At 72.6% G+C, this 18,744-nt stretch carries 20 protein-coding genes; 2 read left to right on the top strand and 18 right to left on the bottom strand.

Annotated elements, in window-relative coordinates:
• Positions 1–3: 3 nt before the first annotated feature.
• The 5 genes from rlmB to GCE65_RS02050 all read right to left on the bottom strand — a co-directional run bounded on the left by rlmB (position 4) and on the right by GCE65_RS02050 (position 3,594).
• Complete coding sequence (rlmB, locus tag GCE65_RS02065; RefSeq protein ID WP_153877197.1) at positions 4–984, bottom strand: 23S rRNA (guanosine(2251)-2'-O)-methyltransferase RlmB; 981 nt, start codon at positions 982–984, stop codon at positions 4–6.
• Positions 974–2,398 carry a cysteine--tRNA ligase gene (gene cysS / locus GCE65_RS02060; RefSeq protein WP_153877196.1) on the bottom strand — a complete coding sequence of 475 codons (1,425 nt, stop codon included), beginning with the start codon at positions 2,396–2,398 and terminating at the stop codon, positions 974–976. Before cysS ends, rlmB begins: the two co-directional genes overlap by 11 nt.
• A 73-nt stretch (positions 2,399–2,471) precedes the next feature.
• Positions 2,472–2,957: a 2-C-methyl-D-erythritol 2,4-cyclodiphosphate synthase gene (ispF, locus tag GCE65_RS02055; protein ID WP_153879123.1), complete on the bottom strand. Its 486-nt coding sequence runs from the start codon at positions 2,955–2,957 to the stop codon at positions 2,472–2,474.
• On the bottom strand, positions 2,957–3,079 hold the full coding sequence (locus GCE65_RS16795) for a hypothetical protein (RefSeq protein ID WP_255475293.1): 123 nt from the start codon (positions 3,077–3,079) through the stop codon (positions 2,957–2,959). Before GCE65_RS16795 ends, ispF begins: the two co-directional genes overlap by 1 nt.
• Positions 3,080–3,111: 32 nt before the next feature.
• Positions 3,112–3,594 (bottom strand): CarD family transcriptional regulator, encoded by a 483-nt coding sequence (locus GCE65_RS02050; RefSeq protein WP_152817218.1) that lies wholly within the window; start codon positions 3,592–3,594, stop codon positions 3,112–3,114.
• Positions 3,595–3,787: 193 nt separating this feature from the next.
• On the opposite strand from GCE65_RS02050, the gene GCE65_RS02045 reads away from it, so the two are divergent.
• Positions 3,788–4,270, top strand: a complete 483-nt coding sequence (locus GCE65_RS02045) for a hypothetical protein (protein ID WP_152817217.1) — start codon at positions 3,788–3,790, stop codon at positions 4,268–4,270.
• A gap of 52 nt (positions 4,271–4,322) precedes the next feature.
• On the opposite strand, the gene GCE65_RS02040 is transcribed toward GCE65_RS02045, so the two are convergent.
• Both GCE65_RS02040 and GCE65_RS02035 read right to left on the bottom strand, forming a co-directional pair.
• Positions 4,323–5,033, bottom strand: a complete 711-nt coding sequence (locus tag GCE65_RS02040) for a response regulator transcription factor (RefSeq protein WP_152817216.1) — start codon at positions 5,031–5,033, stop codon at positions 4,323–4,325.
• Positions 5,030–6,199 carry a cell wall metabolism sensor histidine kinase WalK gene (locus tag GCE65_RS02035; RefSeq protein ID WP_228760067.1) on the bottom strand — a complete coding sequence of 390 codons (1,170 nt, stop codon included), beginning with the start codon at positions 6,197–6,199 and terminating at the stop codon, positions 5,030–5,032. Before GCE65_RS02035 ends, GCE65_RS02040 begins: the two co-directional genes overlap by 4 nt.
• A 205-nt stretch (positions 6,200–6,404) precedes the next feature.
• On the opposite strand from GCE65_RS02035, the gene phoU reads away from it, so the two are divergent.
• Positions 6,405–7,061 carry a phosphate signaling complex protein PhoU gene (phoU, locus tag GCE65_RS02030; protein ID WP_153877194.1) on the top strand — a complete coding sequence of 219 codons (657 nt, stop codon included), beginning with the start codon at positions 6,405–6,407 and terminating at the stop codon, positions 7,059–7,061.
• Positions 7,062–7,144: 83 nt separating this feature from the next.
• Here phoU and GCE65_RS02025 read toward each other — a convergent pair whose 3' ends face one another.
• From GCE65_RS02025 to folK, 11 genes are all read right to left on the bottom strand, one after another.
• Positions 7,145–7,882, bottom strand: a complete 738-nt coding sequence (locus GCE65_RS02025) for a phosphoglyceromutase (protein ID WP_153877193.1) — start codon at positions 7,880–7,882, stop codon at positions 7,145–7,147.
• Positions 7,883–7,970: 88 nt separating this feature from the next.
• Positions 7,971–8,915 (bottom strand): beta-propeller fold lactonase family protein, encoded by a 945-nt coding sequence (locus tag GCE65_RS02020; RefSeq protein ID WP_153877192.1) that lies wholly within the window; start codon positions 8,913–8,915, stop codon positions 7,971–7,973.
• Positions 8,916–8,943: 28 nt separating this feature from the next.
• The gene (locus GCE65_RS02015) at positions 8,944–9,276 is read right to left on the bottom strand and encodes an Lsr2 family protein (protein ID WP_152817213.1); all 333 of its coding nucleotides are present in this window, start codon (positions 9,274–9,276) and stop codon (positions 8,944–8,946) included.
• Positions 9,277–9,464: 188 nt separating this feature from the next.
• A complete protein-coding gene (locus GCE65_RS02010; protein ID WP_152817212.1) occupies positions 9,465–9,647 on the bottom strand; it encodes a hypothetical protein in 183 nt (60 codons plus the stop codon).
• Between the two features lie 2 nt (positions 9,648–9,649).
• On the bottom strand, positions 9,650–11,164 hold the full coding sequence (gene lysS, locus GCE65_RS02005) for a lysine--tRNA ligase (protein ID WP_153877191.1): 1,515 nt from the start codon (positions 11,162–11,164) through the stop codon (positions 9,650–9,652).
• A 14-nt stretch (positions 11,165–11,178) separates the two neighbouring features.
• Complete coding sequence (gene panD, locus GCE65_RS02000; RefSeq protein ID WP_152817211.1) at positions 11,179–11,658, bottom strand: aspartate 1-decarboxylase; 480 nt, start codon at positions 11,656–11,658, stop codon at positions 11,179–11,181.
• A complete protein-coding gene (gene panC / locus GCE65_RS16970; protein ID WP_153877190.1) occupies positions 11,655–13,520 on the bottom strand; it encodes a pantoate--beta-alanine ligase in 1,866 nt (621 codons plus the stop codon). Before panC ends, panD begins: the two co-directional genes overlap by 4 nt.
• Positions 13,521–13,574: 54 nt before the next feature.
• Positions 13,575–15,362, bottom strand: coding sequence for a PH domain-containing protein (locus GCE65_RS01990; RefSeq protein ID WP_153877189.1), 1,788 nt, complete (start codon positions 15,360–15,362; stop codon positions 13,575–13,577).
• Positions 15,359–15,844 carry a PH domain-containing protein gene (locus tag GCE65_RS01985; RefSeq protein ID WP_152817208.1) on the bottom strand — a complete coding sequence of 162 codons (486 nt, stop codon included), beginning with the start codon at positions 15,842–15,844 and terminating at the stop codon, positions 15,359–15,361. The genes GCE65_RS01990 and GCE65_RS01985 overlap by 4 nt, the downstream gene beginning before the upstream one ends.
• Before the next feature lie 30 nt (positions 15,845–15,874).
• Positions 15,875–16,363: a DUF3180 domain-containing protein gene (locus GCE65_RS01980; RefSeq protein ID WP_153877188.1), complete on the bottom strand. Its 489-nt coding sequence runs from the start codon at positions 16,361–16,363 to the stop codon at positions 15,875–15,877.
• 6 nt (positions 16,364–16,369) lie between these two features.
• Positions 16,370–18,742: a 2-amino-4-hydroxy-6-hydroxymethyldihydropteridine diphosphokinase gene (gene folK, locus GCE65_RS16440; protein ID WP_228760066.1), complete on the bottom strand. Its 2,373-nt coding sequence runs from the start codon at positions 18,740–18,742 to the stop codon at positions 16,370–16,372.
• Positions 18,743–18,744 lie beyond the last annotated feature (2 nt).

The following is an 18,744-nucleotide window of genomic DNA, read 5'->3' as shown; positions in this document are numbered from 1 at the left end:
ACCTTACCCAGCCTGCCCTCCGGCGGCCCGTTCCCGGCGGCGGGCCACGTCGTACAGCGTGATCCCCATCGCGACGGAGGCGTTGAGCGACTCCATCCGGGCGGCGATCGGGATGCTCACCACGACATCGCAGGTCTCGCGCACGAGCCGGCCCAGCCCCGCCCCCTCGGAGCCGAGCACGAGCACCAGCGGCTCCTCCGCCAGGTGGAACTCGGGCAGGGTCGTGTCACCGCCCGCGTCGAGTCCGACCACGAAGCAGCCGGCTCGCTTGAAGTCCTGCAGGGTGCGCACGAGGTTCGTCGCCCGCGCCACCGGCAGCCGCGCGGCGGCCCCGGCGGAGACCTTCCACACGGTCGGGTTGACCCCGGCCGACCGCCGGGCCGGCACGATCACCCCGTCGGCGCCGAATGCCGCGCCCGAACGCATCGCCGCCCCGAGGTTGTGGGGGTCGGTCACCGAGTCGAGCGCGATGAACAGCGGGGTCCGGCCGGCCCGGAGGGACTCGTCGAGCAGGTCGCCGGGGTCGGCGTACTCGTACGGGGGCACCTCGAGGGCGATGCCCTGATGCACGCCGCCGGCGATCCGGTCGAGGTCGGGGCGCCCCACCTGCCGGATCGGCACGCCGCCGGCGCCGGCGAGCTCGAGGCACTCCGCCACGCGCTCGTCGGAGTCGAGCCCGGAGGCCACGAACAGCGTGGTCGCGGGGAGCTCCGCCCGGAGCGCCTCGAGCACGGAGTTGCGCCCGGTGACGACGCCCTCGACCCGGTCGCGTCGCTCCGGTGCCCGCCGCTGCTGCTGCTGCTTGGCGACGAGCCGGTCGGCGGCCTGCTTGCGCCGATGGGCCGCGTGGTAGACCCGGTCCTCGGCCTTGGGCGTGGGCCCCTTGCCCTCGAGCCGCTTGCGGCCGTGCCCGCCCGTTCCCTGGCTCGGCCCCTTCTTCTTCGGTCGACCGCCGCCGCCGGGGCGCTGCTGATTACCGGCCATGATTCCTCTTCACCGTCCATCGGGCCCCCTCGGGCCCGTCCTCGACCACGACCCCGGCCCGAGTGAGCAGGTCGCGTAGTTCGTCGGCTCTCGCCCAGTCCCGCTCGTCCCGGGCACGGGCCCGGTCCGCCAGCACCGCCGAGACGAGCACCCCGAGGGCCTCGTCGCCGCCGCCACCGCTGCGCCACCGCGGTGCGAGCGGGTCCAGCCCGAGCACGTCGAGCATGGCCCGCACGCCGAGCGCGCGTCGACCGGCCTCGGGGCCGCCGGGGCCCGCGAGGGCGGCGTTGCCGAGACGCACGTGCTCGTGCACGATCGCGAGCGCCGCGGACACGTTCAGGTCCTCGTCCATCGCGGCCACGAACTCCGCCGGCAGGTCGACCTGCGCCGGTTCGGCCGCGGCGACGGCCGGATCGAGCTCGGCGGCGCGCGCGGTGAAGCCGGCGATGCGCTCCCACGCGGCGGCGGCACCGGCCATCGAGGCACCCGGCGTGAACTCCAGGGTGGAGCGGTAGTGCACGGCGCTGAGCGCGTACCGCAGCACGACGGGCGGCCCGTCCTTGAGCACCTCGCTCACCGCGAGCGCGTTCCCGAGGGACTTGCCCATCTTCTCGCCGCCGACCGTGACCCAGGCGTTGTGCATCCAGGTGCCCGCGAAGTCCCAGCCGGCGGCGCGCGACTGCGCCTGCTCGTTCTCGTGGTGCGGGAACCGCAGGTCGAAGCCGCCGGCGTGGATGTCGAAGGCCTCGCCGAGATAGCGGTGGGCCATGGCCGAGCACTCGAGGTGCCAGCCCGGCCGGCCGCGGCCGTACGGGGTGGGCCACGCCGCGGTAGCCGGCTCGCCGGGCTTGGCGGCCTTCCAGAGCGCGAAGTCCCGCGAGTCGCGCTTGTCGCCGGGCACGTCGGCCTCGTCCTCGCCGGCGAGGCTCTCGAGGAGCTGATGGGTCAGGCTGCCGTACTCGCCCCACGAGCGGACGTCGAAGTACACGTTGCCCGGGTCGCCGACGTACGCGTGCCCGCGTTCGATGAGCCGGCCCATGAGTTCGATCATCTCCGGCACGTGCCCGGTGGCCCGCGGCTCGTACGTGGGCCGCAGGAGGCCGAGTGCGTCGTAGGCGGCGGTGAACTCCTGCTCGTGCCGGTACGCCCACGCCCACCAGTGGGCGCCGGCCTCGGCCGACTTCGTCAGGATCTTGTCGTCGATGTCGGTCACGTTGCGGATGAAGGTGACCTCGTACCCGCTGCGTTCGAGCCAGCGGCGCGCGATGTCGAACGCGACCGCCGAGCGCAGGTGCCCGATGTGGGGGGAGGACTGCACGGTCGCCCCGCACAGGTACATGCCCACCCGCCCGGGCTGGCGCGGCACGAAGGCACGCGTGGTCCGAGATGCGGAGTCGTAGAGATACAGGGTCACCCGCGTGAGCCTATCTTCCCGGAGGCCGCTCGCGCGTCGGCGTGCGCCTCCTCCCAGCGTCCGGACGGCGCGACTAGCCCGCGGGGGCGAGCAGCAGGGCCGTGGCGATCGCCGCCAGCCCCTCGCCCCGGCCCGTGAAACCGAGCCCGTCGCTCGTGGTGCCGGAGACGGAGATCGGGGCGCCGACGGCCGCGCTCAGCACGTCCTCGGCCTCGCTCCGCCGGGCGGCGATCTTCGGGCGGTTGCCGACGATCTGCACGGCGGCGTTGAGGATCTCGAAGCCCGCGGCGCGCACGCGGCGGGCGCTCTCACCGAGGAGGGCGGTGCCCGCGGCGCCCGCCCACTCCGGTTCGGCCGCGCCGAAGTTGCTGCCGAGGTCGCCCAGGCGGGCCGCGGAGAGGATCGCGTCGGCGAGGGCGTGGGCGGCGACGTCGCCGTCGGAATGCCCGTCGAGCGCCGGGGCGTCCGGGAACGCGAGGCCGGCGAGCGCCATGCCGAGGCGGCCCTCCGCCTCGAAGGTGTGGGCGTCGGTTCCGACGCCGGTGCGCAGCCGCTCCATCATGACCGATACCCCGCCGCCGACATGGCCTCGGCGACCATCGGGTCCTTCGCGGTGACGATCTTCATGGCCTGGTCCTCCCCGGGCGCGACGACGATGACTTCGTGCGAGAACTCTTCCACACGCGCGGCGTCGTCGCTCGTGGCCGTGAGGATCAGGAGGCGAGGACCTCGTCGAGGCGCGCCTCGGCCTGCTCCTCCTCGGTCTTCTCGGCGAGCGCGAGCTCGGAGACGAGGATCTGGCGTGCGCGGGAGAGCATCCGCTTCTCGCCGGCGGACAGGCCGCGGTCGGCGTCGCGCCGGGAGAGGTCGCGGACCACCTCGGCGACCTTGATCACATCACCCGAGGCGATCTTCTCGACGTTCGCCTTATAGCGGCGCGACCAGTTGGTCGGCTCCTCGGCGTAGGGGGCGCGGAGCACCTCGAACACCTTCTCGAGCCCCTCCCCGTCGACGACGTCACGGACGCCCACGAGGTCGCAGTTCTCGGCGGGCACCTCGATGGTCAGGTCCCCCTGCGCCACCTTCAGCCGGAGGTAGAGCTTCTCCTCACCGCGAATCTTCCGCTTGGAGATCGATTCGATGAGCGCCGCACCGTGATGCGGGTAGACGACTGTCTCGCCAACACTGAAGGTCATGAGGTTGCACTTCCCTTTCGCCGACGCTCAGTTTACCACGCACCTGAAAAGGGTTTCCATGCAGATCGGGGGCGGGCCGGGCACACATCGGGCACACATCGGGCGCAGATCGGCGGCGCAGGGATGCCGGCCGGGCGGGCCCGAGGCGCTAGGCTGGGCCGTCAGTAGGCCCCTGTCATCCAAGGAGAGTTCTGTGCCCAGCCGCCTTCGCCGTCTCGCCACCGCCGGCGCCGTCCTCGCCGTCGCGGCCGGGTTGAGCGCCTGCTCGCCGTACGAGACCCTCCTGCCCGTCGACCCGAGCGACGGCGTGACGGAGCTGCTGGACAATCAGATCCGCGCCACGAACATGCTCGTGCTCACCACGGCCGAGGGCAGCCCGGGCACGCTCATCGGCTCGCTCACGAACCTGACGGAGGAGGCGACGCAGGTGCAGGTGCAGGTCGGCGCCGCGGCGCCGGTGCTCGTCGACGTCGACGCGAGCCAGACCATCTACCTCACCCCGAAGTCGGTCGGCTACGGCACGTCGACCTCGTTCGACTTCAAGGTCGGGGCCGTCGACGCGCCCCCCGGGAGCACGATCGGCATCTCGATCGCGACGCCGCAGCGAGGCTCGATCCTCGTCACGGCACCGGTCCTCGACGGCACCCTCGAGCCCTACGACCAGTTCCTCCCCTGATCGGTCTCGCCCGCCCCAGCCGGGGTAGCCGGCCCCGACTGCCTCGACGGGCCTAGTCGAGCGAGCTGCGCAGCTTGTAGCCGACGCCGCGTACGGTCACGAGCGCGCGGGGCTGCTTCGGGTCGAGTTCGACCTTGGCCCGCAACCGCTTGACGTGGACGTCGAGGGTCTTCGTGTCGCCGACGTAGTCCGAGCCCCAGACCCGGTCGATGAGCTGACCGCGCGTGAGCACCCGGTCGGGATTGCGCAGCAGCAGCTCGAGCAGCTCGAACTCGCGCAGCGGCATGCTCACGCCCTGCCCGTCGACGGCGACCAGGTGCGCGTCGGTGTCCATCGAGATCCGGCCGGCGACGAGCACGCCGTCCTCGGGCTCCTCGCCCGCCGGCTGGGAGCGCTCGCCCGCCTCCCCCTGTCGCCGCAGCAGCGCCCGGATGCGGGCGAGCAACTCCCTGAAGGAGTAGGGCTTGGTCACGTAGTCGTCGGCGCCGAGCTCGAGCCCGACCACCTTGTCGATCTCCTCGTCCTTGGCCGTGAGCATGATGATCGGCACGGTCGAGCGGGCGCGCAGTTCCCGGCACACCTCGATCCCCGAGAGTCCGGGCAGCATGAGGTCGAGGAGCACGAGGCCGACGTCGGCGTCGAAGGCCTCGAGCGCCTGCGGGCCGTCGGCGACCGCCACGACCTCGTAGCCCTCGCGCCCGAGCTGATAGGCGAGCGGGTCGCGGTAGGAGGCCTCGTCCTCCACCAGCAGGATCCGGGTCATCGTTCTCCTCGGGTATTCGGCGCCGGGTCCACCGCGGACTCGGGCAGACGCAGGGTGAAGGTGGAGCCGCGACCGACCTTGGACCAGACCCGCACGTCGCCGCCGTGGTTCGCGGCCACGTGCTTGACGATGCTCAGGCCGAGGCCGGTGCCGCCGGTGTCGCGGCTGCGCGCGGGGTCGCCGCGGAAGAACCGCTCGAAGATCCGGGCCACGTCCGCGGAGTGGATTCCCGCCCCCTGATCGATGACGGCGATGCTCACCGTTCCCACCGGGTTTCCGCCGGTGGCGCGTGAGCCGTGCGCCGCCTTGGTCACGACGCTGATCGGGGCCGCGGGCGGCGAGTAGCGCAGGGCGTTGTCGAGCAGGTTGCGCACCGCCATGGTCAGGAGGCTGCGGTCGCCGCGCACGTGCAGCCCCGACACCCCGCCGATCGTGATCTCGGTGCCCTGCTCGCGGGCGTCGACGGCCACGCGATCGACCGCCTCGGCGATCACCTGGTCGAGCTCCACGTCCTCGACCGCCAACGAGACGTCGGGCGCCTGCACCCGCGAGAGCACGATGATCTCCTGCACGAGATCGGCCAGTCGGCGCGCCTCGATCGTCATCCGGGCGGTGAAGCGGCGAACCGCCTCCGGGTCCCCGGCCGCGTCGTGCACGGTCTCGGCCAGCAGCGACAACGCCCCCACCGGGGTCTTGAGCTCGTGCGAGACGTTGGCCACGAAGTCGCGGCGGACCTCCTCGAGGCGCTTCGCCGCGGTCCGGTCCTGGGCGAGCAGGAGGACCCGGGAGCGCGAGAGCGGGGTCGCCCGCGCGTCGAAGACGAGCTCGGGGCCCTGGGCGCGGGCGAGGGCGATCTCGGTGGCGACCGTGCCGCCGTCGCCGCGCGCCCGTTCGATGAGCTCGAGCGCCACCGGGCTCAGGCGGTCTCCGCGCACGAGTCCGAGTGGGTACGCGTCGGGACTCGCACGCAGGACTCGGCTGTCCGCGTCGAGCAGCACCGAGGTCGCGGGCTGGGCGGCGAGCACGGCCGCGACGTCGTCCTCGGAACCGGTGCCCCCGAGCGCGGGTCCGTGCAGGGAGCGGTCGCTCCACTGAAAGGCGAGCGTGCCCACGACACCCACGAAGAGTGCGAGCAACGCCACCCCGATGAGCTCCAGTTCTTCCACAGCTGCCACAGTAGAGCCCGCGGGGCGGTTCCGGCGCCTCCCCGGTCCCCGGTCGCCCAGTGTTCACGTTCCCGGCGCGCCGTGTTCATCCCGGGCTCATCGACGGTTCACGGTCGATTCATTGCCGGTTCACGGCCGGATGGGATCATGGGGGCTCACCAGTGCTCCGGCTCGGGCCGGGCCCCCCAGGAATGCGAGGCGAGCAGTGCGCGCGATCTTCACCCAGGAACTGAGCCAGGTCGGCGACGACCTGGTCTCGATGAGCCGTCAGGTGGCCACGGCCATCACCGACGCGACGACAGCGCTGCTCGAGGGGGACCTGGAGCTGGCCGAACGGGTGATCGACGCCGACGCGGCGGTGGACGAACTGGAGCGGGAGCTGGACGAGCGCTGCGTCATGCTGCTCGCCCGGCAGCAGCCCGTGGCCTCGGACCTGCGCCTGGTCGTGTCCGCGCTGCGGATGAGCTCCTCGATCGAGCGGATGGGCGACCTGGCGCGGCACGTGGCCCAGGTCGCGCGGCTGCGCTACCCGAACGTCGCGATCCCCGAGACCGCCGTCCCGGTCTTCCACCGCCTCGGCGAGGCCGCGAAGCGGGTCGCGGGCGACGTGGTCGAGCTGCTCGAGTCCCACGACCTCTCGCTCGCGCTGCGCGTGGAGCGCGACGACGACGTGCTCGACCAGCTGCACCTCGACACGTTCCGCCTGACCCTCGCGCAGAACTGGCCGGGGACCACCGCAGAGACCGTCGACGTGACCCTCACCGCCCGCTTCTACGAGCGGTTCGGCGACCACGCGGTCAACGTCGCCCGACGGATCCAGTACCTCGTGACCGGCGACTTCAACTCCGGCGTCGACGACTGACGCCCGAGGAATGAGAACGGGGCCCCGCCGATCGGCGGGGCCCCGTTCGCGTCCGGGCGCCCGTGGGCGTCCGGGGAGGGTGGCTACTTGCCCTGGTTGGCCACGGCGGCGATGGCGTCCTTGGCGGCCTCCGGGTCGAGGTAGGTCCCGCCGGGGATCACGGGCTGAAGCTGCTCGTCGAGCTCGTAGACGAGCGGGATCCCGGTGGGGACGTTGAGACCGGCGATGGTCGCGTCGTCGATCCCGTCGAGGTGCTTGATGATCGCGCGCAGCGAGTTGCCGTGGGCGGCCACGAGCACGGTCTTCCCGGACTTCAGATCGGGCACCACCTCGCCCTCCCAGTAGGGCAGGGCCCGCTCGAGCACGTCCTTGAGGCACTCGGTGGCGGGGATCGGCTCACCGGCGTAACGGGGGTCGGAGTCCTGGGAGAAATCCGTGCCCGCCTCGATCGCCGGCGGCGGCACGTCGTACGAGCGGCGCCAGGTCATGAACTGGTCGTCGCCGAACTCGTCGCGGACCTGCTTCTTGTCCTTGCCCTGGAGGGCGCCGTAGTGGCGTTCGTTCAAGCGCCAGCTGCGCTTGACCGGGATCCAGTGCCGGTCGGCGGCGTCGAGCGCGAGGTTCGCCGTGGTGATCGCGCGCCGCAGCAGGGAGGTGTGCAGGACGTCCGGGGTGAGGCCGGCCTCCGTGAGCAGCTCGCCCCCACGTGCGGCCTCCGCGCGACCCTTCTCCGAGAGCGGCACGTCGACCCAACCGGTGAAGAGGTTCTTGGCATTCCATTCGCTTTCGCCGTGGCGAAGCAGTACGAGCGTGTAGGTCATGCCCCTAGTGTGCACCACGGGCGCCACCGGGTTCGGAGCCGGTCACGGATCGGAACGGTGCGGCGGTGCGACCTCCGGGCGGGATCGCTCAGCCCTCTGCGAGCACGCACATCGGCGAGGCGATCTTCACGGTCCGCTCGACGGGCCCCAGCTCGAGCCCCTCGCGGGCTCGGATGAGCGGGTGCCAGGCCACGGCGTCCGCGCGTTCGCCGGCGACCACGAGGTGGTCCCCGACCACGGCGTGGTGGCGGGGCCAGGCGACGGTGGGAACCTCCTGCAGCAGCCGCAGGTCGTCCGCGGCCAGGACCGAGAGGGTGTTCGAGCCGCGCACCCCGACGACGAGCCGGTCCCCGACGGCCTCGACGTGAGCCGCGTAGTGAGCCCCCCGGGCCGCGGCGACCGGTCCCCGGGCGCGGACCTGCCCGCGGCCGGCGTCGACGTCCCACTGCAGCGCCAGGATCTCCCCGCTCAGCTCGCCGGTGACGACGAGATCCCCGCCCACGCGGGCGAGGTGGCGCGGGCCCGTCCCCGGGGGCAGCCGGGTGAGGACGGGATCGTCGTCGGGCCTGCCCGCGGCCAGCGGATAGGCCCGCAGTTCGTCGGTGCCGAGATCGGCGACGACGAGATGGTCGCCCACGACCATGCTGAAGTGCGCGTGCGAGCACTCCTGCCGGTCGGTCACGGGACCGGTTCCGTCGTGGGGTAGATCCACGATCGCACCGGTGAAGTCGCCGGTGTCGGTCACCTCGATGGCCCGCACGGTGCCGTTGCCGTAGTTGCTCGCGTAGATCCACCCGCCCGGGTGTCCACTCAGGTGGCACGGTGAGGCGCCCCCGCTGCCGATCGAGACCGGCTCCCCTGGAATCCCGAAGCGAACCACCTCGCCTGCGGCGATCTCACTCACGGCGTAGTGGTGCCCGCGGTGGATGAGCAGGAAGGTGGGCCTCGGCCAGGTCAGCTCGGTGCGTGCCGGATCACCGAGGCGGTAGACCTGCCATTCCCCGGTCCCGATCAGCAGCGACGTATCAGTCATCGGCTCGTGGCGACCCGATTCGACCTCGTCAGCGGTTGCGCTGTTCGTAGGCCTCGCGAATCTCGGCCGACACGCGGCCGCGGTCGCTCACCTCGTAGCCGTTCTCGCGCGCCCAGGCACGGACCGCCGCGGCGTCCGAGGCGGAACGCGGAGCGGCCGCACGGCGGCCGCCACGACGAGCACCGCCGGTGGCCCGACGCGCGTGGCTGACCCACGTGCTGAACGAGTTGCGCAGTTCCTGCGCGTGCTTGTCGTTCACGTCGATTTCGTACGACACGCCGTCGACCGAGAACGAGACCGTCTCGGAGGCATCGGAGCCGTCAATGTCGTCGATGAGGTAAACACGTACCTTCTGGGCCATGGTGATACTCGCTTTCGTTAGGCACACGGCACTTCTCTGGCAAATGCCATTCTGCCAAACTTATCCTTAACATGCCACACCACACCCGGATCGCTTGTATGGGTACTTCTCCCCATGTCCACGCTGCGCGAACCGGCCGGCATCACGGCGGCGGCCCGCCCGCCGTCATTGATACCGCTCGCGTCGTGCTACTCGGGTCGGCCCGGCGGGGGCGTGGCCGGCGGATTCGCATTGATACGCCGTTCCACCTCGGCGTCGATCTTCGCCTGCGCGGCACGTTCACGGCGATCGGCCGTGAGGAAGATGCGCATGAGCAGATAGAACAGCAGGCCGACCCCGATGGGTGGCGCAAGGGCGATGACGATATCCATGACTACCGCGGTTTCACGAGGGGGAAGGTGATCGTTTCGCGGATGCCGAGGCCGGTGAGAGCCATGAGGAGCCGGTCGATCCCCATGCCCATACCGCCCGACGGGGGCATCCCGTGTTCCATTGCTTCGAGGAAGTCCTCATCGACGTTCATCGCCTCGACATCGCCGCGCGATCCCAGGCGCGCCTGGGCCTGCAGCCGCTCTCGCTGGATCACCGGATCCACGAGTTCGGAATAGGCGGTGGCGAGTTCGAAGCCCCGCACGTACAGATCCCATTTCTCCGCCTTGCCCGGTTCGCTCCGGTGACCGCGGGTGAGCGGAGAGGTGTCCTCGGGGTAGTCCATGACGAAGGTCGGCGCGTGCAGGTGGTCGCCCACGAGATGCTCCCACAGCTCCTCCACCACCTTGCCCGGGATCGCGATGTCGTGGTCGATCTCGAGTCCGAGCCGCTCGGCGTGCCCGAACAGCTCCGGCAGGCCGGTCCCCGGGGTGATCGTCTCGCCGAGGGCCTCCGACAGCGAGTCGTACAGGCTCAGTCGTGTCCACTGCCCGCCGAGGTCGTAGGCGGAGCCGTCGGCCAGCGTGACGGTGGTGCCGCCGAACAGGTCCCGGGCGGCCCGCTGCACGAGATCCTGGGTGAGATCGGCCATCGTGTGATAATCGCCGTAGGCCTCGTACGCCTCGAGCATCGCGAATTCGGGCGAGTGGGAGGAGTCGGCGCCCTCATTGCGGAAGTTGCGGTTGATCTCGAACACGCGCTCGACACCGCCGACGACCGCCCGTTTGAGGAAGAGTTCCGGGGCGATCCGCAGATACAGGTCGATGTCATAGGCGTTCATGTGCGTCTCGAACGGACGCGCCGCCGCCCCACCGTGCAGCGTCTGCAACATCGGCGTTTCGATCTCGAGGTAGTCGCGCTCGTGGAAGTTGGCCCGCAACGATCGCATGACGCCGGAGCGGACACGCACCATATCCCGAGCGGCGGGGCGCACGATGAGGTCGAGGTATCGGCGTCGCACCCTGGATTCCTCGGAGGATTCGTTGTGCAGTGTCGGCAGCGGGCGCAATGCCTTGGCCGCGAGCTGCCACCGATCGGCGAATACGCTCAGCTCGCCGCGGCGGGAGGAGATGACCCGGCCGTGGGCGAAGAGGTGATCTCCCAGGTCGATATCGCTCTTGAAGGAGGCGAGCGCCTCGGGGCCGACCCCGGCCTGGGAGAGCATGACCTGCAGGTGCTGGCCCGCACCGTCCTGAAGCGTGGCGAAACACAGCTTCCCGGTATTGCGCACGAAGACGACCCGGCCCGCGACGCCGACCTCGTCGGCCGTCTCCTCACCGGGCTCGAGGTGACCATATCCCTCGCGTACCGCCGCGATCGTCGTGGTCACCGGAACGGCGACCGGATATGCCTCACCGCCCGCATCGAGAATGCGCCGGCGCTTCTCGAGGCGCACCTGGAGCTGTTCGGGCAGGGAGGCCTCGGACGAGGCGGTCTGGGAGGAGGGCGAGGCAGTCACGGTGTCGATTCTACCTAGCCGATCGGATCCGGCCGCCGGCGCGGGTCGCGTGCGACCGCGGCCCGGCCCTCGGCGATCGGCAACCCGCTCCGCTCGAGCCCGTAGCCGCCGGGCACCCGGCTCGGGTCGTCCGAGCGCTCGACGATCCGGTTGTCCCGGTCCACGAACACCACGTGCGGCTCGTAGTCGCGGGCCTCGGCATCGGCGATCATCCCGTAGGCGATGATGATGACCACGTCGCCCGGGTGCACGAGGTGCGCGGCGGCGCCGTTGATGCAGATCTGGCCGCTGCCCCGTTCCCCGGCGATGACGTAGGTGGTGAGCCGGGACCCGTTGGTCACGTCGACGATGTCGACCTGCTGGCCGACGGGCAGATCCGCGGCCTCGAGCAGTTCGGCGTCGATCGTGACCGAGCCGACGTAGTGCAGGTCGGCCTGGGTGACGGTGGCGCGATGAATCTTCCCGACCATCATCGGGCGCATGAGCGAGGTCATGAGAGGTCCTGTTCCTGCCGGGGCTCCTCGCCCCGGCCGATGAGCGCGTTGTCGATGAGCCTGACCCCACCGACCCGCGCGGCAATGATAATCAACCCCGCCGGGTGCCCCGACGAGGCGCCGGACGGGAGGGGCTCCATCGTGTCCGGGTCCACGAGCGCGAGATAGTCCGGCTCGACGAGGGCCGAGCGTGCCGCGAGCGCCTGCTCGGCGGCGGCGAGCACCGCCTCCGAGGAGGCGCCGGCGTCGGCCGCCGCGACGGCCGCCGCCACGGATCGGGAGAGCACGAGGGCGGCCCGGCGTTCCTCGTCCGAGAGGTGGGTGTTCCGGCTCGAGCGGGCGAGCCCGTCGGCCTCGCGCACGATCGGCACGGCGACGATCTCCACGTCCAGGTCGAGATCGGCCACCATGGCCCGGATGAGCGCGAGCTGCTGGGCGTCCTTCTGCCCGAACAGCGCCAGGTCGGCCCGGGTGAGCGAGAGCAGCTTGTGCACGACGGTGAGCATGCCGTCGAAGTGCCCGGGTCGGGCCGCCCCCTCCCAGCGCCGGCCCGCCTCCCCCGCGCTCACGCGTACCCGCGGCTCCCCGCCGGGGTACATCTCGCCGACGCTCGGCGCGAACACGAGGTCGACCCCGCCGGCCCCGGTCAGCGCGGCGAGGTCCGCATCGAACGTGCGCGGATAGGTCTCCAGGTCCTCGCCCGCGCCGAATTGGAGCGGGTTGACGAAGATGGTCACCACGACCTCGTCGGCCAGTTCCCCGGCGCGCCGCACGAGCTCCAGGTGGCCGGCGTGCAGGGCGCCCATCGTCATGACCACGGCGCGTCGCCGCCCGTCCTCCGGGAGCGCCGCGCGCAGGTCGTCGATCGTGTGGACGACGCGCATCGCCCCGCGTACCCGGGTGTCCGCGGGCGCGGGGTCGGCCGCCGGGCCGGCCGCGGGGCCGCCGTCCGCGCCGGCCGGGGGCGTGAGCACGTCGAGCAGGGCCGCCGCCCGGCGCTCGTCGATCCGACCGGTCGCCAGCGCCCGCGTGGTCGTCGCGCGGGCGAGCGCGGTGTAGCTGGGCAGGACGTCGGCGACCTCGGGCCCGGTGAGCCGCGCCAGCCGGTCGAGGTGGTCGGCGACGGTCCCGGCGTCGCCCCTCGAGACCGGACCGGTGAGCGCCTGGTCACCGCCGCGCAGCGCCCCGTCGAGGGCGGCGGTCATGAGCGGGGTGAGCAACGCGCCGCCGTCCGCCACGCCGGCGGCCGCGAGGGTGCGGACGGCCTGGCCCGTGAGGGTCACGAGGTGGTTGGCGCCGTGGCTCAGGGCGGCGTGATAGAGCACCCGGGCGTCGTCGTCGAGCACGACCGGCTCACCGCCGAGCTCGACCACGAGCGCCTGGGCGATGGGCAGCACCGGGGTGGGCGCGCTCACCGCGAACGGGGTGCCGACGAGCCGGGCGAGGTCGACGGAGGTGCCGGTGAAGGTCATGGCCGGGTGGATCGCCAGCGGGATCGCGCCGGCGGCGAGCGCGGGTGCGAGCACCTCGGTGCCGTACCGGCCCGCGCAGTGCACCACGAGCTGGCCGGCGTGGAACCGGCCGAGGTCGGCCAACCCCCGCACGAGCGGGGCGAGGTCGTCGTCCGGAACGGTGAGGAACACGAGTTCGCTGCGCGCGACCACGACGTCGGCCGGTTCGACCGGCACGCCCGGCAGGAGCGCGTCGATCCGGTCGAGCGTGTCGGGGCTGGCTCCGCTCACCGCCACGATGCCGTGGCCGCAGGCCCGCAGGGCGTTGGCGAGCACGGCGCCGACACGGCCCGCGCCCACGACGCCGATCCCGAGGCGCCCGGGCCGGGTCCGGGGTGGATCGGTGCTCATGAGGTCATCGGGGTTTCGTCGGGCTCATCGGGGCTCATTGGGGCTCATCACGACTCATCGGGGTTCATCGGGGGAGGCCACGGGTGCGGTCGCAACGGTGGTTGCCGGCGGGTCAGCTGTATCTGCCATATCTGCTGTATCTGCCGTATCTGCCATATCGGCCATATCGGCCATATCGGCTGTGCCCGCGGTATCCGTGGAACGCCCGCCCGCGTCGTCCTCTTCCCCGATCGTGACCGGGGTCTCGGCACGCTCCGCGTGGGGCCGCTCCATCCAGCGTTCCGGGCCGGCCGAGACCCGCGCGGCCCGGGCACGGGCCGACTGCTCGACGAGGAACCGGGAGGCGTCGGCCGAGTCGAGGTGGGCGAGCGCCGGGGAGATGGTGCCGGGCGTGGAGTGCACGGCCACGTTCACGAGGTCGAGCCGGCGTTCGATGGGGCCCTGATCGAGTCCGAGGGATTGGATCCGGGCGTTCGGCACGATGGTCAGCGACCGCCAGACCCGGCCGGTGCGCAGTAGCACGGCCGTATCGGTGGCCCGGTAGCCGTTGCGGCGCCAGACGAGCGGGTCGATGAACCGGGCCCGGCGCGGGGTGGTCACGAACCCCTCGGCCGGTCCGCTGCCGCGGAGGGCGGCGTCGATCACGGCCAGCGGATCCTCGACGCCCAGATCGGGCAGCACGAGCGAGAGCAGGAGGGCCGCGTCGTCCTGGGTGGCGACCGGGTAGAGCACGGGCTGGTTGACCGACCCCTCGGTCACGGAGTCCCCGGCGACCGTCACCGCCACCCGCCACCAGTTCTTGCGCCGCCACAGGATCGGCTGGGTGAGCTGCAGCGCCTGCACGCGCCCGGGGGGAACCGTGCGCGAGGTCGTCGCGAGCATGCCGTAGCGCAGGCGGATCCCGTCCGGCGAGGTGGCCACCCGGAACCCGAACTGGCCGTTGAGCCGCGCCCACGCCATGCTGCCCACGGCGAAGATCGGCACGATGAACGAGAACACGACCGAGGGGTTCCGCGTGACCACGGCCACGCCGAGGAGCACGATCACGGCGACGACGCCGAGCACGAGCCCGAGCGAGCGGAGGAGCGATCCGGCCAGCCGTCCCGCCTCGAGCTCGAGCAGCACGCTCTCGGGTGCCTCCTGCGCTACGGCGGGCGGGGCGCCGTCGTCCTCACTCAGGTCCAGGCCGGCGGCGCGGGCGAGGATCTCGTTGCGGAGCCGGTGCCCTTCGGCCTCGGTGACGAACGCGAGGGTGAGGCTGCTCGCCGACGTGCCCGCGGAGGTCACCTTGACGGCGGCGAAACCGAAGGCCCGGGCCAGCAGCGGCTGATTGATGTCGACCGACTGGATGCGGTCGAGGCGCACGTGCCGCTGGCTGCGGAAGAGCACGCCCTGGTGCAGGAAGAGCGACTCGTCGTCGAAACCGTAGGCGAGTCGGCGCCAGGCGATGTAGTTGTACACGAGCCCGATGAGCGCGGCGAGCACGATCACCCCGAGCACCAGGAGCAGCACCTGCACCCCCGGCAGGTCGGCCCCCTCGAGGTTCTGCGCGCCCTGCCAGGCGGCGAAGGCGATGAACGCCGCGGCGACCTTCCAGGCGTTGAGCAGGGGCGTGACCCGGTGCACGCGGCGCCAGTCGACCTCGGGGCGGACCGCCTGGGGCTGCTGCGAACGCTGCGCGGGCGGCCGGGCAGGCTCGGACAGGTGGACGGGCCGGGCCGGCTCGATGGGCCGGGCCGGCTCGATGGGCCGGGTCGGCTCGATGGGCCGGGTCGGCTCGATGGGCTGAGACGGCTCGGGCGAGCCGGCTCCCGGGCGGTCGGGAGGAGGCGTCGAGGTCACAGACCCGCCAGCATGCTCTCGCTGCGGCGGGTGAGCCGGTCCCGCAGCCGGGAGGCCTCCGCCTCGGGCACGCCGGGGATCTCGGCGTCGGAACTGGCCGAGGCGGTGTGCAGGGTGATCGTGGCGATGCCGTTCTTGTGTGCGACCGGCCCGGCATCCACCTCGATGTACTGCATGCGCCCGTAGGGCACGAGCGTGAGGGTGCGGAACATGATGCCCTTGCGAATCGCGAGTTCATCGTCGAGTTCGGCGTACCCGATCGCCGGTACCTGCCGTGGCACGAGCCACAGCAGCCAGGCGAGCAGCAGCGCGATGACCCCCGGCACGATCCAGAGCCACCCACCGAAGACGACGCCGAGCACGATTCCGGCAAGGAGCGGGATGCCGAGGCTGATGAGGCAGATCCAGACGCGGACCGTGATGAGTCGCCGGGAGACGCTCACCCACGTGGCACCGTCGAGGTCGAAGGGGGAGGAAGTCATAGTGATCGCCATTGTTCCATCCCGGGGCGGTCAGGCGGCCCGGGGCGGTCCGGGCGGGCGGTTCTCGGGGTCGTCGTCGTCCGGCGGGATCCGGCAGCACCACTGGGCGAGCAGGCCGGCGCCCGCGAGCGCCAGCGCGGCCACGAGGGCGGCCGCGGCGGTCACGAGCACGAGCTGTGGTTCGGGGGCGGGGAGGCGGGGGATGCTCACGAGCACCTGGCCCGCGCAGTAGCCGGCCTGGAGCGCCCCGGCGATGCCCGCGGCCTGCCCGAGCACGAGGGTGCGGGTGGCCCCGATGGGGTCGATGTGCTCGCCGCGCCGGATCCAGCGGCGGATCCGCAGCCCGAGCGCCGCCACGGCCACCGCTGCGAGCAGGAGGACGACCACGACGGCCCCGGACAGCCGGACCGGGTCGGTGCCGTGCCTCTCCAGGAGTCGCAGCCCGATCGTGAAGCCCGCGGCACTGAGCAGGAAGATGAGCGCGACGACGCGGATGCGCAACGGCCGGATCGGGTTCATGCGCCTCTACTCGGCCTCGTCCCGCCGCACCCGGGCCCACTTGGGGGCCGCCGAGGGCCGCTCCCCCTCGTCCCCGGGGAGCCATGGGAGCGCCCCGGACGCCGCGGGCGCATCGCCGGGGTGGCCGGGCCCGGCCGAGCCGACTGGATCGGCAGGGCCGGCCGGATCGGCGGGATCGGCGGACACAGCTGGATCGGCGGACGCAACTGGATCGGCGGACGCAGCTGGGTCGGCCGGGTCGGCTGGGTTGGCTGGGTCGGCCGGGTCGGCTGGGTTGGCTGGGTCGGCTGGGTGAGGCCCTGGAATCGACGCGGCACGCGGTGCCGAGAACCCGGGCTCCGGCTCGACCGGGGCGACGGGCGGGACCGGGACGACCGGCTCGACGGGGGCAACGGGCGGGACGGGGGCGACGGGCGGGACGGCGCGGCCGACACTCGTGGGCCGGGACGCGAGCCACTCGGCCACTGCGGGCGCCGATCCGGGGGCAGGCGATGCGGAGGCAGGCGATGTGGAGGCAGGCGCGGCGGGAGCCGGCGCGCCCGGGTCCACTGTCGCGCCCGGGTCCACCGGGGGCGCGAAGGCGGCCGGTCCGGCCTCGGCCGCCTCCCCGGCCGCCCGGAGCGCACGCCGGCTCGGCGGGGTCGCCTCGTCGTCGAAGACCGAGGCCTGTGCCTGCTCGGCCTGTCCGGCAGACTCGGCCTGTTCGTACTGTTCGTACTGTTCGTACTGTTCGGCCCGGTCGGGCTCCGGTTCCGTCGCGGGCGGGTGCTGGGCAGCAGGCTGGTCGGCAGCCTGGTCGCCTGGCTGGTCGAGTGAGTCTGCGGAACCCGGCTGCTCCGCGTTCGCGTCGGGCTGCTCGAGGCTCGCGGCCGCCTCCCCCTCGCCCGGAGTGGCCGCCGGGGGCTCCGCGGGCATCGGCGGAATCGGCGGCACCGGCGGCACGGACTCCGCCGCGGCAGCAGGGTCCTCCGCGGCAGCAGGGTCCTCCGCGGCAGCAGAGCCCGTCGGCGCCGGCTGCCCGACATCGGGCTCGACATCCGGCTGCTCGGCCGGTTGGTCGGGCTGTTCGCCGGTCGGCTCCCCGTCCACCACCTCCGGCACCTCCGGCACCTCCGGCACCTCCGGCACCTCCGGCACCTGCGGCACCTGCGGCACTGACTCCTCGGGCTCGATGCCGCCGGCCGCAGGGCCCGCCGGCGGCGCGACCGCCATGGAGCGCGGCGGGGCCTCGTTCAGGGCGCCGCTGGTGGAGGAGTCGAGCCAGTCGAGCGCGAGCCAGCGAACGCCGTCCCGGTCCGGGGCCAGCTCGGCCAGCTCGGCGACGGCGCCGCCGCCGTACCCCGGCAGGAACGCCTCGGGATCCGCGTGCGACCAGGGCACGAGCACGAAGGCCCGCTCCCGGGCGAGCGGGTGGGGAAGCGAGAGCTCGGGGTCGTCGGAGGTCACGCCGTCGTAGAGGATCAGGTCGACGTCGAGGGTGCGCTCGGTCCACTTACCGGTGCGCTCGCGCCCGAACTGCCGCTCGATCGCATGCGCCACGGCGAGCAGGTCGAGCGGCGACAGGGTCGTGGTGGCGATGAGGACCGCGTTGAGATAGTCGGGCTGGGCGACGCCGTCGGGCATCGTCACCGCCGCGGTCCGCGCGAGCGGGGAGACGTCGAGGATCGTCAGTCCCTCGACCTCGTCGAGCGCCTGGACGGCGCCCCGCAGCGTCTCCCGCACGTCGCCGATGTTCCCGCCGAGAGCCAGGACCACCTCGGCGGGGGAGGACGGTGCGCTCCGCAGGACGTCCGCGGTCGTGGCCCCGGCGGTCGAGGGCACGCCCTCGCTCAACTCGTACTCGGATGCCGCGGCCACCGGGGCCGGCTGCGACGCGGGTGCCGGGGCCGGGACCGCGGTCACGGGGGCCACGGCAGGCACTACGGCGGGCTCGGCCGCCTGCGGGGGCCGGGCTGCGCCGTCCCTGAGCTCCGCGAGCGAGAGCCCCGGGCCCGCGCTTCCGGCGAACGCGCCGGTCGGGGCGGTGCGGGTGATCCGCACCTCGACGTCGGCGCACGGCACGCCGACGGGGGCCTCGGGCTTGTGCACGACGACGTCGGCGCGGCTCGCCCCGTACGAGAGCGCGACGTCGGCGATGCGGGCCGCGAGGGTCTCGATGAGGTTGACCGGGCTGCCGGTGAGGACCCCCGTCACCTCGCGGGCGAGGGCGCTGTAGTCGATCGTGTGCACGAGGTCGTCGGTGCGTGCAGCCGCGGCGGTGTCGACGTACAGCGTGAGATCGGCCGAGAACGGCTGCGCCTGCGCCCGCTCGTCGGCGAGCACGCCGTGGTTGCCCGACCCGGTCAGCCCGACCAGCCGGATGACGTCTTCAGCACTCATGT

The organism is Pseudactinotalea sp. HY158, from assembly GCF_009660225.1.
GTDB lineage: Bacteria > Actinomycetota > Actinomycetes > Actinomycetales > Beutenbergiaceae > HY158.
The sequence above is the reverse complement of the archived record's forward strand: the minus strand, read 5'-3'. Positions and strand labels throughout refer to the sequence as shown.

Coding starts and splice junctions, on each gene's coding strand:
- panD (WP_152817211.1), bottom strand. CDS start 11,658: ATGACCTCGCTCATGCGCCCGATGATGGTCGGGAAGATTCATCGCGCC.
- GCE65_RS02040 (WP_152817216.1), bottom strand. CDS start 5,033: ATGACCCGGATCCTGCTGGTGGAGGACGAGGCCTCCTACCGCGACCCG.
- GCE65_RS02020 (WP_153877192.1), bottom strand. CDS start 8,915: ATGACTGATACGTCGCTGCTGATCGGGACCGGGGAATGGCAGGTCTAC.
- folK (WP_228760066.1), bottom strand. CDS start 18,742: ATGAGTGCTGAAGACGTCATCCGGCTGGTCGGGCTGACCGGGTCGGGC.
- GCE65_RS02050 (WP_152817218.1), bottom strand. CDS start 3,594: ATGACCTTCAGTGTTGGCGAGACAGTCGTCTACCCGCATCACGGTGCG.
- GCE65_RS01980 (WP_153877188.1), bottom strand. CDS start 16,363: ATGAACCCGATCCGGCCGTTGCGCATCCGCGTCGTCGCGCTCATCTTC.
- GCE65_RS02015 (WP_152817213.1), bottom strand. CDS start 9,276: ATGGCCCAGAAGGTACGTGTTTACCTCATCGACGACATTGACGGCTCC.
- panC (WP_153877190.1), bottom strand. CDS start 13,520: ATGAGCACCGATCCACCCCGGACCCGGCCCGGGCGCCTCGGGATCGGC.
- ispF (WP_153879123.1), bottom strand. CDS start 2,957: ATGGAGCGGCTGCGCACCGGCGTCGGAACCGACGCCCACACCTTCGAG.
- rlmB (WP_153877197.1), bottom strand. CDS start 984: ATGGCCGGTAATCAGCAGCGCCCCGGCGGCGGCGGTCGACCGAAGAAG.
- GCE65_RS01985 (WP_152817208.1), bottom strand. CDS start 15,844: ATGACTTCCTCCCCCTTCGACCTCGACGGTGCCACGTGGGTGAGCGTC.
- GCE65_RS02010 (WP_152817212.1), bottom strand. CDS start 9,647: ATGGATATCGTCATCGCCCTTGCGCCACCCATCGGGGTCGGCCTGCTG.
- GCE65_RS02025 (WP_153877193.1), bottom strand. CDS start 7,882: ATGACCTACACGCTCGTACTGCTTCGCCACGGCGAAAGCGAATGGAAT.